The 14,247-nt window shown below is 45.1% G+C and carries 15 protein-coding genes; 9 read left to right on the forward strand and 6 right to left on the reverse strand.

What is annotated here, in order from left to right:
- Positions 1-28 precede the first annotated feature (28 nt).
- The 4 genes from GJB59_RS08695 to GJB59_RS08710 all read left to right on the forward strand — a co-directional run bounded on the left by GJB59_RS08695 (position 29) and on the right by GJB59_RS08710 (position 4,301).
- Positions 29-709, forward strand: a complete 681-nt coding sequence (locus tag GJB59_RS08695; protein WP_142826872.1) for a response regulator transcription factor — start codon at positions 29-31, stop codon at positions 707-709.
- The gene (locus GJB59_RS08700; protein WP_236015532.1) at positions 690-2,093 is read left to right on the forward strand and encodes an ATP-binding protein; all 1,404 of its coding nucleotides are present in this window, start codon (positions 690-692) and stop codon (positions 2,091-2,093) included. Before GJB59_RS08695 ends, GJB59_RS08700 begins: the two co-directional genes overlap by 20 nt.
- A 130-nt stretch (positions 2,094-2,223) precedes the next feature.
- Entirely contained in the window at positions 2,224-3,090 is an 867-nt protein-coding gene (locus tag GJB59_RS08705) for a peptidylprolyl isomerase (protein WP_142826873.1), read from the forward strand.
- Between the two features lie 14 nt (positions 3,091-3,104).
- On the forward strand, positions 3,105-4,301 hold the full coding sequence (locus GJB59_RS08710; RefSeq protein ID WP_142826874.1) for a S1C family serine protease: 1,197 nt from the start codon (positions 3,105-3,107) through the stop codon (positions 4,299-4,301).
- 411 nt (positions 4,302-4,712) lie between these two features.
- On the opposite strand, the gene GJB59_RS08715 is transcribed toward GJB59_RS08710, so the two are convergent.
- The gene (locus GJB59_RS08715; protein WP_142826875.1) at positions 4,713-4,916 is read right to left on the reverse strand and encodes a hypothetical protein; all 204 of its coding nucleotides are present in this window, start codon (positions 4,914-4,916) and stop codon (positions 4,713-4,715) included.
- A 55-nt stretch (positions 4,917-4,971) separates the two neighbouring features.
- On the reverse strand, positions 4,972-5,676 hold the full coding sequence (locus GJB59_RS08720) for a type 1 glutamine amidotransferase domain-containing protein (RefSeq protein WP_142826876.1): 705 nt from the start codon (positions 5,674-5,676) through the stop codon (positions 4,972-4,974).
- A 138-nt stretch (positions 5,677-5,814) separates the two neighbouring features.
- On the opposite strand from GJB59_RS08720, the gene ytvA reads away from it, so the two are divergent.
- The 5 genes from ytvA to GJB59_RS08745 all read left to right on the forward strand — a co-directional run bounded on the left by ytvA (position 5,815) and on the right by GJB59_RS08745 (position 9,182).
- Positions 5,815-6,627, forward strand: coding sequence for a YtvA family blue-light photoreceptor (gene ytvA, locus GJB59_RS08725; protein WP_244946833.1), 813 nt, complete (start codon positions 5,815-5,817; stop codon positions 6,625-6,627).
- A 63-nt stretch (positions 6,628-6,690) separates the two neighbouring features.
- Positions 6,691-7,110: an organic hydroperoxide resistance protein gene (locus GJB59_RS08730; protein ID WP_142826878.1), complete on the forward strand. Its 420-nt coding sequence runs from the start codon at positions 6,691-6,693 to the stop codon at positions 7,108-7,110.
- Between the two features lie 139 nt (positions 7,111-7,249).
- On the forward strand, positions 7,250-7,546 hold the full coding sequence (locus tag GJB59_RS08735; protein ID WP_142826879.1) for a hypothetical protein: 297 nt from the start codon (positions 7,250-7,252) through the stop codon (positions 7,544-7,546).
- Positions 7,547-7,589: 43 nt separating this feature from the next.
- Positions 7,590-8,408, forward strand: coding sequence for a manganese catalase (locus GJB59_RS08740; RefSeq protein ID WP_142826880.1), 819 nt, complete (start codon positions 7,590-7,592; stop codon positions 8,406-8,408).
- 75 nt (positions 8,409-8,483) lie between these two features.
- On the forward strand, positions 8,484-9,182 hold the full coding sequence (locus tag GJB59_RS08745) for a YqjF family protein (RefSeq protein ID WP_142826881.1): 699 nt from the start codon (positions 8,484-8,486) through the stop codon (positions 9,180-9,182).
- Between the two features lie 61 nt (positions 9,183-9,243).
- On the opposite strand, the gene GJB59_RS08750 is transcribed toward GJB59_RS08745, so the two are convergent.
- From GJB59_RS08750 to GJB59_RS08765, 4 genes are all read right to left on the reverse strand, one after another.
- Positions 9,244-9,636, reverse strand: coding sequence for a DUF2512 family protein (locus tag GJB59_RS08750; protein ID WP_142826882.1), 393 nt, complete (start codon positions 9,634-9,636; stop codon positions 9,244-9,246).
- Between the two features lie 131 nt (positions 9,637-9,767).
- Positions 9,768-10,643, reverse strand: a complete 876-nt coding sequence (locus GJB59_RS08755; RefSeq protein ID WP_142826883.1) for an SDR family oxidoreductase — start codon at positions 10,641-10,643, stop codon at positions 9,768-9,770.
- 255 nt (positions 10,644-10,898) lie between these two features.
- Positions 10,899-11,549, reverse strand: coding sequence for a superoxide dismutase family protein (locus GJB59_RS08760; RefSeq protein ID WP_142826884.1), 651 nt, complete (start codon positions 11,547-11,549; stop codon positions 10,899-10,901).
- A 100-nt stretch (positions 11,550-11,649) separates the two neighbouring features.
- Entirely contained in the window at positions 11,650-14,229 is a 2,580-nt protein-coding gene (locus GJB59_RS08765; protein ID WP_142826885.1) for a YfhO family protein, read from the reverse strand.
- Positions 14,230-14,247: the final 18 nt, after the last annotated feature.

Consider the following 14,247-nt stretch of genomic DNA (forward strand, 5'->3'; position numbering starts at 1 on the left):
TTAGGAGAAAGATAGGCGGAGGTGCGGGATGAAGATATTGGTAGTGGAAGATAACCCGAGCGTCAGCTCCATGCTCGAACTGTTTTTCTCAAAAGAAGGCATCCAGGGCGAGTTTGCAGCTGACGGACTGGAAGGTTACCAGAAATATAAAGAGGGCTCGCACGATTTGCTGATACTGGATTGGATGCTTCCAGGAATGGACGGCATCGCGCTGTGCCGAAGAATCCGGGAGGAAGGAAATTCGGTCCCAATCATCATGCTGACGGCTAAAGACAGCGAATCGGATCAGGTCATCGGCTTTGAAATGGGGGCAGATGATTATGTGACAAAGCCGTTCAGCCCGCTGACACTGATGGCCAGAATCAAAGCGGTTACGCGCCGGACCCAGAAGGCGGAAACCATTTCGAACCTTATTAAAACCGCCCATTTTACTGTCAATAAGGAAACACGCAATATCTTGAAGGATGGCCAGGAAGTCGACAGCCTGACACCAAAGGAATTCGATTTGCTGGTATTCTTCCTGCAGCACCCGAAGCAGGTGTTCAGCCGGGAACAATTATTGGAGCAAGTATGGGGCTACCAGTTTTATGGCGATGAGCGCACAGTAGATGTCCACATCAAACGCCTTCGCAAGAAGATCGATGGCGGCGATAAGCTGTTCCATACGGTATGGGGAGTTGGCTATAAATTTGAAGAACACGCGAGTTAAGTATTTCTACCAGCTGATTGCCAGCCATATGAGCATTTTGCTGATCGCTTTTTTGATTTTGAGCATTTTATTCGTCCGCTATGTTGATGATTTTGCTTACAATGAAAAAGCGGAAGAGCTGGAGAACTATGGCGAACAGATTATTGCCGAGCTCGAACGGCCGCGGCCGGGTACCAACCTGCAAGCCTATGTATCCATTTTAGAAGCTCAGAATATAAACTTTATCGTCTTCGATCAGCAAAGCCGTATTCTGTATCCGGTAGCTGGTTCATTTCCGCCTGTGGAGCTGACGCAGGAGGAATGGAGCGTCATTGAACAGGGAGAAACGCTTGTGGTCAATCGCGATGTCGAGCGATTTGAATTTACAGTAACATTCGTAGCCATGCCGTATTTTGAAAATAACCAATTGGCTGGCGGCGTCCTGCTGGCCTCTCCTGTCAGCGGCATCAGTGAAATGATCGCTGAATTGAATAAAACTTTGATCACCACAATTTTAGTTGCGTTGGCGATTGCGCTGCTGCTTAGCCTGTGGCTGTCAAAAATGCACGTCAGCCGGATTCAGCGGATGCGTAAAGCGACCTCCATGATCAGCGAAGGCCATTACGATGTTAATCTTCCGGAATCGAATTTTGATGAATTTGGTGATTTGGCGCATGATTTCAACAAAATGGCTGCAAAACTGCAGCAGTCCAACGAAGAAATCGACCGGCTTGAAAATCGCCGGCGCCAGTTTATGGCGGACGTTTCTCATGAAATGCGGACGCCTTTGACGACAATCGCCGGCATCATTGAAGGGCTGCGCAACAATATGATTGAAGAAGGCCAGCGCGAAAAAGGGATCCGCCTGGCGAGCGAGGAAACAAAGCGGCTGATGCGGCTGGTCAATGAAAACCTTGACTACGAAAAAATCAGGTCCAATCAGGTGATTCTGACTAAAGAGGAAATCGATGCAGACGAACTTCTGGAAATTATCCAGGAGCAGCTTTACCTGCAGGCAAAAGAGAAAAACGATACGATTGTCATCAATTCCAATCCGGGTGATGTTATCTATGGGGACATGGATCGGTTGATTCAAATTTTGATGAATATCGTCAAAAACGCTATTCAGTTTACAGAGAACGGCACCATCTCCTTAACAACGCATTCTGAAAGGGATCACATGGTGATTACAGTAGAAGACGATGGGACAGGAATTGATGTAAAGGAAATCGATATGATTTGGCGCAGGTTCTACAAAGCGGATTTATCCCGCGGGAGCGGCCAATTTGGACTGGGCTTATCGATTGTTAAAAAATTAGTGACACTGCATGACGGAGAAATCCATGTAGAAAGCGAAAAGGGGCAGGGGACGAAATTCATCATCCAATTGCCGCATAAAAAATGACTTGGGAGAAGCAATCCCAAGTCGTTTTTTTGTTTGGAAAACTTTTTATTTTTGTTAAAACTCTGGTCATAGTTTATTCATAATTGCTTGATAAGCTGTGTATAAGAACTTAGGAAAAGAGGAATTATCCATGAAAAAACTTTTATACATTGTGATTGGCGTACTGGCAGCCATAGCAATATTTATGATGGTGGCATTTTCAGAAGACGAGACAGTCGCATCGGTAGGCGATACAGAAATAACGAAAGAAGCGCTGTATGACAAAATGGTGGCTTCTGCTGGTGCCGCAACACTCGACGCTATGATTTCCAACGAGGTCGTCAACCAGGAGGCGTCAAACGCAGATGTCAAGGTGACGCAGGAAGAGCTTGATGCGGAAATGGCGGTCTACGAAGAAAGCTACGGAGGCACAGAGGCACTTGAACAGGCTCTTGCTTCAAGTGGAATGTCGATAGCGGATCTGGAAGAGGAAATGGAAACTTACCTGAAGGTTGAAAAAATCATCGGACCGGATATCGAAATAACGGATGAACAAATCAATACGTATTTCGAAGAAAACAAAGAATCGTTCGAGCAGCCTTCACAGGTAGAGGCGAGCCATATCTTGGCAGCCACTCAAGAAGAAGCAGATGAGGTTAAAGCGAAGTTGGATGAAGGAGGCGATTTTGCCGAACTTGCAGCTGAATATTCTACAGACACAGCCAATGCCGAGAGCGGAGGCGCACTTGGGGCATTTGGTGCAGGGGAGATGGCGCCAGAGTTCGAAGAAGCGGCATTCAGTATGGAAGTAGATGAAATCAGTGATCCTGTCCAAACAGATTACGGCTTTCACATCATTCAAGTGACCGGAAAAACCGAAGCCGCTGAAGCCAACTTGGAAGACAGCAAAGAACAGATCAAGGAAACCTTGTTTGACGAAGCGCTGAATACAAAATATGCAGAATGGTTGGCAGAGAAAACCGAATCATATGACGTTGTCAATACATTGACAGAATAGAGGAGGAAATAAAAATGGGCTACTATAATTCATCCGAACCGAAAGGGAACAAAAAAGGCTATTTCGCTTCAAGTTTTACGGGACTCGTTGCAGGAGCATTGTTGGTCGGGGTGATTCTTCCGGGAATGACCGATGCAGACCTAGGAAGCGCTGAATCAACGCCAACAACCGAATCGGTCAGCGGCTTACAAAATACGTCCACAGTTGTTACTTCCGACGTGACAGAAATCGTGGAAAAAACCACTGACGCTGTGGTCGGCGTTTCCAATTTGCAGGCAGCGCAGCAAAATCCGTTTGCTTCACAAACCAATGAGGATGCAGAATCACAGGAAGCTGGAGTAGGATCTGGCGTTATTTACAAAAAAGATGGCGACACTGCGTATATTGTGACCAATAACCACGTTGTGGAAGGCGCAGAAGAAGTAATGGTTACCTTGTCGGATGGAACGGAACTTGACGCTAAAGTGCTGGGAACGGATATTTGGACCGACTTGGCTGTTTTGGAAGTTCCAGGTGACAGCATTACAACGGTAGCTGAGTTCGGGGATTCGTCTGTATTGCAGGCGGGTGAGCCGGTAATTGCTATTGGGAATCCACTAGGACTTCAGTTTTCTGGATCGGTAACTACAGGAGTCATTTCAGGAACTGAGCGCCTGGTACCGATAGATGTAAATCAGGACGGCACGGAAGACTGGCAATCTGAGGTTCTTCAAACCGATGCGGCTATCAGCCCAGGGAACAGCGGCGGGGCGTTGATTAATGCCGAAGGACAAGTCATCGGCATCAACTCCATGAAAATTGCCCAGGACGCTGTAGAAGGCATCGGCCTGGCAATACCTGTTAACACAGCCATACCGATTATTTCAGACCTGGAAACAGAAGGAGCTGTAGATCGTCCATCGATGGGCGTTGCGATTTTGGATTTGGCTGAAGTGCCGGCACAATACCGCAGCAGCCAGTTGAACTTGCCGGCAGAAGTGGAAGGCGGCATCGTGGTGGAATCGGTGGTTGAAGGTTCCGGAGCAGCTACAGCAGGAATGGAAGCTTATGACGTCATCGTCGAAATGGATGGCGAAGCAGTTAATTCAGTACTCGAACTTCGCCAATACCTCTACAACGAAACTGAAGTCGGAGATACGCTAACTGTGAAAGCCTATAGAAACGGAGAGCTCATGAACTTCGAACTTCCGTTAACAGAGAGTATTGAATAAGAAAAGCGGAAGCGCCCGTTTAGCCCTGACAAGCGCTGGAACCCTTACCGGTAATGGCGGTCTTTGCCATTGCTGGTAAGGGTGAAGCGACTCGAGGGGCTGGGTGCTGGAGCCTGGACAATAAGAAAAGCGGAAGCGCCCGTTTAGATTCGACGGGCATAAGATGCACTGGCGAAGCGGCATGTTTTCAGCCGCACAGCCAGTGTGGCTTATGACCCTAGAATCTGGGCGCTGGAGTCTGGACAATGAAGAAAAGCGTAAGCGCCCGTGTAGGTCCAACGCGCTGGCGAAGCGGCTTATGTGCCGCATGACCGTAAAATCACAATTTGGTAAAATGCGAAAAAGGCTTCCCGACAAACGGGAAGCCTTTTGGTGTAGAAAAACTTAAAAATAAATGATAGGGTCAGATACTTAGCTGAAAACTCCAAACCAGTCAGTTGCAATTCCAAATCCTACAAGGATAAGAACCAAAACGACAAATATGATGATGCCAAGCTGCAATGGCTTGTAGCCTGTGGTTCTTGGCTCCTGTATCCCTTCTTTTTCCTCTGGCGGATGGTTCTGTGCTTCTTCTTTAGTTTCTTTCATGTATTCATCTTTATCACTTTTGCTCATTTGACTGCCTCCTCGAACTTGCTGTTACATTGTATCTACCCTATATGGAGAAGATTCAATCCCGGAATTTTTCTTCTGACTGCAACTCGCGCTGAGATAATTTCTGTGCCAATTCGCGTCCAAACAACTGCGAAGATTGCGGGTCGCGGCCTGTAAGAACTTGCTTGCTGCCCCACACCACATAGGCATCCTGTTCTTTTTCCTCATGATAGTCTGCGATTTTTTTCAATTCGTCTTCGAGGCTGAATGGCAATAAATCCACCACTTCTTTGGGTTCATTGGCGTTTGGATAGCCAGTGACTTTAAGACCCTCAAGAATTCCTCGGCCTTCTTTGGTTTTCGTATATACAAGTGGAGCCGGGCCGTGGCACACAGCTGAAACGATACCGCCCAGTTCATGGATAATATTAATCACGGCATGCAAATCTTCATTGTGGGCCAAGTCAAACATAGCTCCGTGTCCGCCAACAATCATGATAGCATCGTATTCACTGGCCTTGACATCGACAATCGGCGTTGTTTTATCCGCCATGCCTGAGTCATATTGTTTTTTATAAATTCCATCGGGATCATAATCTTTGCTGAGGCTGAGCGGGTCGACAACAGGTTTGCCTCCGTCAATGGATGCAAGTCCAACAACATGTCCTTCTTTTTCAAGTTCTAAAGCCGGTGCGAATAGTTCTTCTGCCCACCAACCGGTCACGTAATTATTTTCTTCGTCCGTATAGCCATTCGATAATACTGCTAGTACTTTTGCCATCGTATCTTCCTCCCACTTTTAAAACTTCCTTGTTTCTTCACTTACCCTGTAAGAAAAATCCTGAAACGTGACAATAGATGCGGGCTTGGAAATGACTTCAAGATTATGCTACATTTATTAAATGAAATGAAAGACGAGGTGTGCCGCTTGAAAGAGTTAACCAAAAAAACCCAAGTAACTTTACTTGAAGCTATGATTGATGGCAGTAAAGTAGGAACGATTGTTACCGATCCGTCACAGAAAGATAATCCCATTATCTACACAAACAAAACCTTTATTGAAATGACCGGATATACACAGCAAGAAGTGATTGGGCGCAATTGCCGTTTTTTGCAGGGGTCCGATACAGCGAAAGAAGATATTGAGAAAATGAAAAAAGCTATTGCCAGCGAAGAAAAAATCATGCTGACTTTATTGAATTATCGCAAGGATGGCTCTCCTTTTTGGAATCGGCTGGCTATTGAACCGGTCCGCATAGAAGACAAGCTGTATTTTATTGGAACCCAAACAGACATTACACTGGAGCGCGCTCAGCAACAAGCGATTATGGCGAATGAAAGTGAGATTGAAAAACTGATGCTGCCTATTTTGTCCGTGCAAAAAAATGTAGCGACGGTAGCACTGGTGGGTACGATGAATTTTCAGCGCTTTGAAACTTTGAAAGTGAAAATTTGTGAATATGTCCAGGAACATCGCATCGAGCATGCCATTATTGATATCACAGGGCTGTCATGGAATGAAAAGTCACCGCTCTATTGGTTTACGCAAATTTACGATGCACTTCGGATTATGGGAAGCAAGCTTTATGTGACAGGCATTTCACCTGCTGCCGCCCAGCAATTTGCCAATGATTTAGAACGTGACAGCCGGTTGATAACTTTTTCAACAATTGAGAAAGCTTTGAATTTTATCACACTCCAATCAGGCGGAAAGAACATATCAGTTGACTAAGGATTGAGAGAAGAGTTAAGTTTTACCTGTTCCCAAATACAAATCAGGAAAGAGGTTGGAAAAATGTCAGCATTATTTACAACAACAGTCACAGCCACTGGCGGCCGTGAAGGCAGAGTTATTTCCGAAGACAATGTATTGGATCTTCAATTGGTTTCGCCAAAAGAATTAGGCGGTCCCGGAGGAGAAGGTACAAATCCTGAACAATTATTTGCAGCAGGCTATTCTGCTTGTTTTGATGGAGCATTAAATCTGATCATTAAAAGAGAAAAAGCGGAAGTTTCCAGTACCTCCATCAAAGCAGATGTCCATTTCCTAAAAGATGAAGCCGATGGCGGATTCAAAATTGGTGTCACTTTGAACGCCCACTTAGAGGGTGTTGACGAAGCGACAGCAAAAGATCTTGTCGAAAAAGCGCATGCATTCTGTCCATACTCTAAAGCAACAAGAGGCAATGTTGAAGTGGAATTGAAAATAGTTTAAGAACTTCCAAAAAGCCGGAAAGCGAAATCTTTCCGGCTTTTTCTTATGGATAAAACTAAAAAAAAACCTAAAGACAGGCTGGGAAATACAAAATATGGTTTTAAAAATATAGTGTGGGGTAAAAAAAGAGTGCAAAGTTATGACGAATCTTGAGGAGGATGGAGGAATGGGTAAAGAGGAAAACGAGCAGCAGAATTCTGAGAAACTCAAATCTGCTTCGGCGAATTCGAGTAACAAGGAGACACACTTTAATACAGGCGGCAACGATTCCGATTACGACGGCGGGCATCCCGAAGATGCTTCAGTTCAAAACCACAAGCCTGATGAAATGCAGCAGGAGGATTCAACCAATGATTCCTATAACTCAGGAGGAAATGACTCTGATTACGACGGCGGGCATCCACAAGATGTCCATCCGAAGAACAAAGGCAAGTAGGCTCCAAAGATAAAAAACTAAAATCAAACAGGAGGTTTTATTTATGTTTTTTCACACAGGAGAACTTCAATACCACGCTAAGCCGGATGCTCCAGATCCAGTATTCGCAAAACAAGTTCAGGAATTGATTGGCGGGCAATTCGGTGAAATGTCAGTTGCCATGCAATACTTATTCCAAGGGTGGAGCACAAGAGGAAACGAAAAATATAGAGATTTACTGATGGATACAGGAACGCAGGAGTTGGGGCATATCGAAATGCTGGCAACTATGGTAGCAAGGCTCCTTGAGGGGGCGCCTGTTTACGAGCAGGAAAAAGCTGCAAGCGATCCGATTGTTGGAGCAATTATGGGCGGCATGAATCCGCAGCACGCAATCGTCCATGGATTGGGTGCTTCACCAAAAGACAGCAACGGCGTCCCTTGGAACGCCGGTTACATCGTAGCAAGCGGAAACTTACTGGCTGATTTCCGTGCCAACGTCAACGCAGAATCACAGGGCCGTTTGCAGGTGGCCCGTCTCTACAGCATGACAGACGATAAAGGCGTAAAAGATCTGTTTTCATTCCTATTGGCGCGCGACACGATGCACCAGAATCAGTGGCTCGCTGCAATAAAAGAACTGGAAGCAAAAGAAGGGCCAATCGTGCCTGGAACACTTCCGCCAGAGTGGGAAGCAACCGAATACTCCCATATCCTTTACACAAATTCCGAAAGCAGCAAAGAGTTGAAGTGGATGAATGAGCCTGCACCTGATGGCCATAAATTTACATTTGGCAAGCCTGAGCCGCTCAGCGTGAAACCTGAACTAAAGCCGGCCCCGCCAGAAGCTCACAATTCATTGCCTGAAGATAAATTGAAATAAAAATTGAGGCTGTTCTGAAGTCATGAAAATTGGCTTTCAGGGCAGCCTCTGTTTTTTTAGAAAGGGGAGAAAGAAATGGGTGCAAGGCCTTGGTTCATGAAGCAGGAATGGAAGGACGTCGTTTTTTTGCATTGGCCAGTCAAAATAGAATGGCTATGCCAATTTGTACCCGAAGAGTTAGAAATCGATTTGTATGGCAATCAGGCATGGGTAAGTGTAGTCTTTTTTCAGGCAAAATCAACACGCCTTCGGTTTCTTCCGCCGGTTCCTGGAGCAAATTCTTTTTTGGAACTGAATGCTAGGACATACGTGAAGTATGGGAAACGGAGAGGCGTTTATTTTTTTAGCTTGGACGCAGACAATCGACTTGTAGTTAAAGCCGCTTCACAGGGAGGATTTCTGCCTTATTACTATGCTGATATGAGCATGGCAAAAAGGACGGAAAGGTGGTGTTTTGCCAGCAGGCGAATCGAATCGGGGCGGTTCCCGGAATCTTTCTGCATGACCTGCAAGCCTTGTTCTGATTCAATTGAGCCAAGCCGATTAGAGCGGTGGCTGACGGAACGTTACTGCTTATGGACAAAACCGAAAGATCAACTTTATCGGGTGGATATTAGCCATTTGCCTTGGAGCCTGTATTACCTGAAAGGGCAGATCCATCAAAATACAATGGCTCCATATCTTCCGGTTTCTTTGCATCATCGCCGGCCAATGGCCCATTATTCAAAAGTACAGAAAGTAAGGTTTTATGCACCGGTGAAAGAGCGTAAGTAAGAACTTTGAAAAAATCATAAAAAGAAACCGAGGCAATGGCCCTGGTTTCTTTGCTTTAGCACTATTTCTGATTAGGCTCCTGTTCTAATGTATGGGAAGTTTCCTTATGTGTCCAGACACGTTTTGTCAAATAAATATGGAAAAACCATTCTCCGGCAGCAATGAGCACTGCTGTGTATAGCGTTGCCATTATGAGCGAGAAATCAGGATTTTCAATCAACCACAATCCACCGAACCAGGTAATGAGAAATACAAGGACAAAATCGCCTCCAGTTGCGACTTTATTGGAGGTTTTCGGATAAATGATCAGATCTCCGACAAAGCCGATTACAGCAACGAGTAAACTTAGAATGAAGATGTCAAAAATCCCCACTCCATAAACAAGGCCAAGAATGATAAATACTACTGAGAATACCATTGCGAATTTGATGAGTAATGCCTCTAAATACTTCAAGTATTCCACCTCCTTAATAATCGTCAGCTTTTACTTTTCGTATACCCAGTAATAGCTCTTCAATTCCAAAAACCTATAAAAAAGTTCAAAAAATAAAAAAACAGACCCGAGCTTGCCGGGTCTGCCGATGGTCAGGAACTGATGAAATCTCCGCCGTTTATATGAATCGCCTGTCCTGTCACATAAGTCGAATCTTTCGAAGCTAAATATACGTAGGCAGGTGCCACTTCAGATGGCTGGCCGCGCCGCTCCATCGGTGTTTCCCCACCATGTTTGCCAACTTTTTCAGCTCCGAAAGTCGCTGGGATTAGAGGTGTCCAGATAGGGCCTGGTGCAACGGAGTTTACACGAATTCCCTGCTCCGCGATATTGGCTGATAAGGAGCGGGTAAAGCTTGTAATGGCTCCTTTGGTTGATGAATAATCAATCAACTCAGGTGAACCGCGATACGCTGTTACGGATGATGTATTAATGATGCTGTCCCCTTTTTGGAGATGCGGCACGGCCGCCTGTGTCAAATAGAACATACTAAAGATATTGGTCGAAAAAGTTTCCATCAACTGATCGGGGCTGATGGCCAAAAAATCATCCTGTGGAAATTGTTTTCCAGCATTATTGACCAAAATATTCAATTGACCGAATTCAGAAATGACATCCACTATCAGCTGATTGCAATTTTCTACATCGCTGATATCCGTGGCGAATTTGGCACCTTTGACACCGTAACTTTCAACTGCTTTTATTGTTTTGTCAGCATCCTCGTGTTCGTCCAGATAAGCAATAGCGACATGGGCACCTTCTTTAGCGTAAGCAACGGCCACTGCACGGCCAATCCCGCTGTCGCCGCCGGTGATAAGGGCAACTTTCCCTTCCAGTTTCCCGGAGCCTTTATAGTCTTTATCATCATAAATCGGTTCAGGGTTCATCTGCTCCTCCGAACCGGGTTGTTGAGACTGTTCTTGTGGTTCTACTTGCTCATCAATTTCTTCGAATTTGTCTTTTGCCATTTTGAATCCTCCTTAAAATTAAGTAATATCATGTCTCCTATTCCCGTTAGTTTTTCACTTAAACACGACTGTATAAGTTGGGCTAAAGAAACCCCGATTTATCGACCGCTCCCTCCAAACGCTTAGACGTACCAGCCTTTAAAAATGGAGGGGATTAAAAAACGAGCTTAAGTTTATTCCTAAAAAGTAAAAAAACGGACATGCCTGAATGGAAAAGGCATCTCCGTTTTATAAGAAAGCTGTTTTAGAGAATGATCAGGATTCACCCGTGACAACTCCACAGGCAATCCGATCGCCGGATTCCCCGGATGGATCTGTAGTCTGATCATCTTCACTTTCATGAATGACCAATGCCGTACCGCCTTCTTTTAGCAAGGAGTTTTCTTCGCCGATTGCGAGCGTCACATTTTCAGCTGTAAACTCCTGTGCAGCCGTGCCGTCATCGCCTACTTCAATATTCGGCAAGTCCCCCGCATGCGGCCCATCGACGTTGTCCATGCCATGCATTGCACCTGTTGGATTAAAGTGATCTCCTGCCGTTTCAAAGTCGGGAACTTCACACATGCCAGCCTCATGGAAATGAATGCCATGCATGCCTTCCTCCAAGTTTTCAACTTCAAGTACTACACCAACTCCAGCATCTTCCTGAGACAATTCTGCCGTGCCGATTGCATCGCCGTCACTGTTCATTATCTCAACAGTCAGCATCAAAATTTCTTCGCCACTGTCTTCAGACTCTTCGTCTGTCTCATCTCCCAGCTGCGGCAAATCATCTCCATCATCTTCAGGTTCCTGTTCCGTTGCCCCATCTGATTCTGTTGGCGGATCTTCTGCACTTTCATTGCCGCAGGCTGTCAGGAATATTAAAAAAGCCAGTACAAAAATAAGCATAAGCCAACGCTTCATCTGAACTCCTCCTTTGAAATTGTGTTATTCTACATTACACTTGTTTAATGTAGAATAAACGCAATTTTCTGGAAACGATTCTTTTGTAGGAGAAGAAACTTCATGCTTTTCTTTTATAAAAGGTAAACAGCACTCCGATTATTGCAGAGAGCACACTGAGAATCAGAGATGTTTTAAAAAATGGCGGTCGATAGATCAACGAGATGTCGTTGTCGCCTGGTTCCAAATGCAAGGCGACAAAGCCATAATCAGCCTTTAGCACCTCTGTTTCCTGTCCATTTACATAAGCCCGCCATCCCTGTTCGTATGGGATGGACAGCTTTAAGTATTCATCGTTTTCAGCATTGGAATAATCAAGGTTGACCTTGCTGCCGTCAATAAGAAGGTTACTGGATCTATCTGGTTGTTCAGCTTCGTCTAACAGAGTTTCGTAATTCTCTGAATAAAGGTCGATTCCAGTTAATTCATAAGTGCCTTCGGGAAGGCGGATATCAATCTGTTCATCAGCGGGAACACGGATGGTGAGATCATCGACAAATGTCTTATAGACGGATTGATTGGATTTTCTGGTCGTTTCATAGCTGTTGACCTGTAGAGCAAAGCCCTCATCGGCTGCCCGGCTTTCCAAATGGAAAGAGACAAACAAGTCAGCATTGTCTTCGACCGGATTATCCAAATTTAAAGTTAAGCCACCCAATCTGTCCGTAACTTTAAGCAGGCTGCCATCATAAGTTGCATTCACTTCCGCAATTTCGTAACCAACTGTAATGTCATCACTTGGGGCCAAGCTTTCACCGTCTTGAGCCTGATCGAGCACAATGCCCTCCAACATTGCCTGCTCACGCATGAGTACAGGCATTTCGGCTAATTGCTGTTCCTGATAAACCGCAGAAGTGGAACGTGCAAACGGCAAAACATGTTCATTTTCATAGACAGTGTAGTTTTCTGAGGAGTGACTTTCTGTAAAGCCGAATGGAATATTGTTGTCCCCGTTCGGGCGGATAAGGTATTTGCCTTGCAGCATGCTGTACAAATTGGCACGATTGCCCAAAGTCGCATAACGGCTTACGCTTTCACGTTCCATATCGATTTCAAGGTCGTATAGGTAAAAGAACAGTAAATTTTTATTCAAGATGCTGGAATAGGCACTCAAGCCTTGGAAATCCTGGACGATCGGTGTATTATTTCGTACGCCTTCCATCCATTCAATTCGATAAGGCCCACCGGTTTCTTTGGCATGAATAAGCTCCAGAAGCTCATCAATTTCCGGATCGTCATATTCGGCACCGGTCATCAACTCTTCATTGACCTGCGCAATATCGCCGTCTTCGAGAATTTTTTCCAATTGATACAGGTTGACGAACAGCAAAGCCCATGCAAACAGGAAAACCATCAGCAATCCTTTGAATACAGTTTTTTTGAATCGGGCATACAAAAATAATAGCAGGACCGTTAGCAGCAGGCTGCCGATTGCAAACAGCGAGGCCTGCGAATCGATCGCAAAATTTTCGTCCCAGGATGCATACAATGCAAAACAAAAACCCGCAAAAACTGATGCGACCAACAAACGCCGGACTGTGAATTTAGGCAGTTGATCGAAAGCTGCAGCAACTGCTCCTCCAATCACCAGGGATAAAAAATATTCCCAACGGTATTGTGGAGCAGAAAAGCCATTAAAGGCGCTGCCGATCAATGGGCTATGGTGCATGATGATTCCGACGATGCCGAGCAGCGCGAACAGGCGAAACGTTTTGTTGCGGTACAAAAAGAAACAAAATAACAGCAGGACAAAAATTGCCGGCAAAACGATAAAGCGGCTGTCGAATAAAATGTTGTCCGTTAAATCGACCCATGGGATTTCCTGCTGAAAGGCTGGCCTGTGATTGTTCAAATATGCATACACAGCAGGAATAAAGGAAATCGCACTGATGCCGGCTCCGATAAGGCCGGCAATTACAAAACTCATAAATGCTTTTTTCCTGTCCTGTTCATCTGATTGAAGCGGAATGAACAAGCGGAAAAGAATATAAAGGGTAGTCAATAAAAAATTGATATAAGCAAAATAGAAGTTGTCAATCATCGAGACAGCGACAGCCGTCAAAAACCAGCCTGGTTTTTGTTCACGGAAGATTTTTTCAACACCGAACAGGAGAATCGGCAGCCATAAAAAAGCATCCGCAAAAAATTCCCAATACGTGACATGGCGGAAGTACATACCTGAGATGCCATAGAGGGAAGCGCCCAGCAAAGCTGCCGGTTTGGAAATCTTCATATACATAAACAGGCGCGTCGTGATGAATAAGATGGCAGCCAGACGGATGATGCTTATAAAGACGGCCGCATTTGCCCAAAACAGCACATCTGTTGTTTGAACAATGTTTATGGTCTTGAGTATGGCCACGATCACCACTGACATGAGGAACACAATAGAGGTGGAAAAATAATAAGACAGTTCACTGAACGTGCCTGCCCCTAAACCAAAATCAAACGAGTAGAAAAATTCTCCTCGAGTGTATTGCTCAAACAGAAGGTGCTTGAAAGGCATCATTTGGGAAAGGCCGTCATTAATGCCGACCATGAAATGGCCGCGTGACCATTGATAAAGAAAAACAGCGTGGCCAATTGACGAAAGGAGCACACTGATGATTCCCAGAAGAAGAACAGGGCGTAGTTTGTGCATAGAGTCACCGTCTTTTTT

The sequence above is a fragment of the Planococcus soli genome (assembly GCF_016881065.1).
Lineage (GTDB): Bacteria > Bacillota > Bacilli > Bacillales_A > Planococcaceae > Planococcus > Planococcus soli.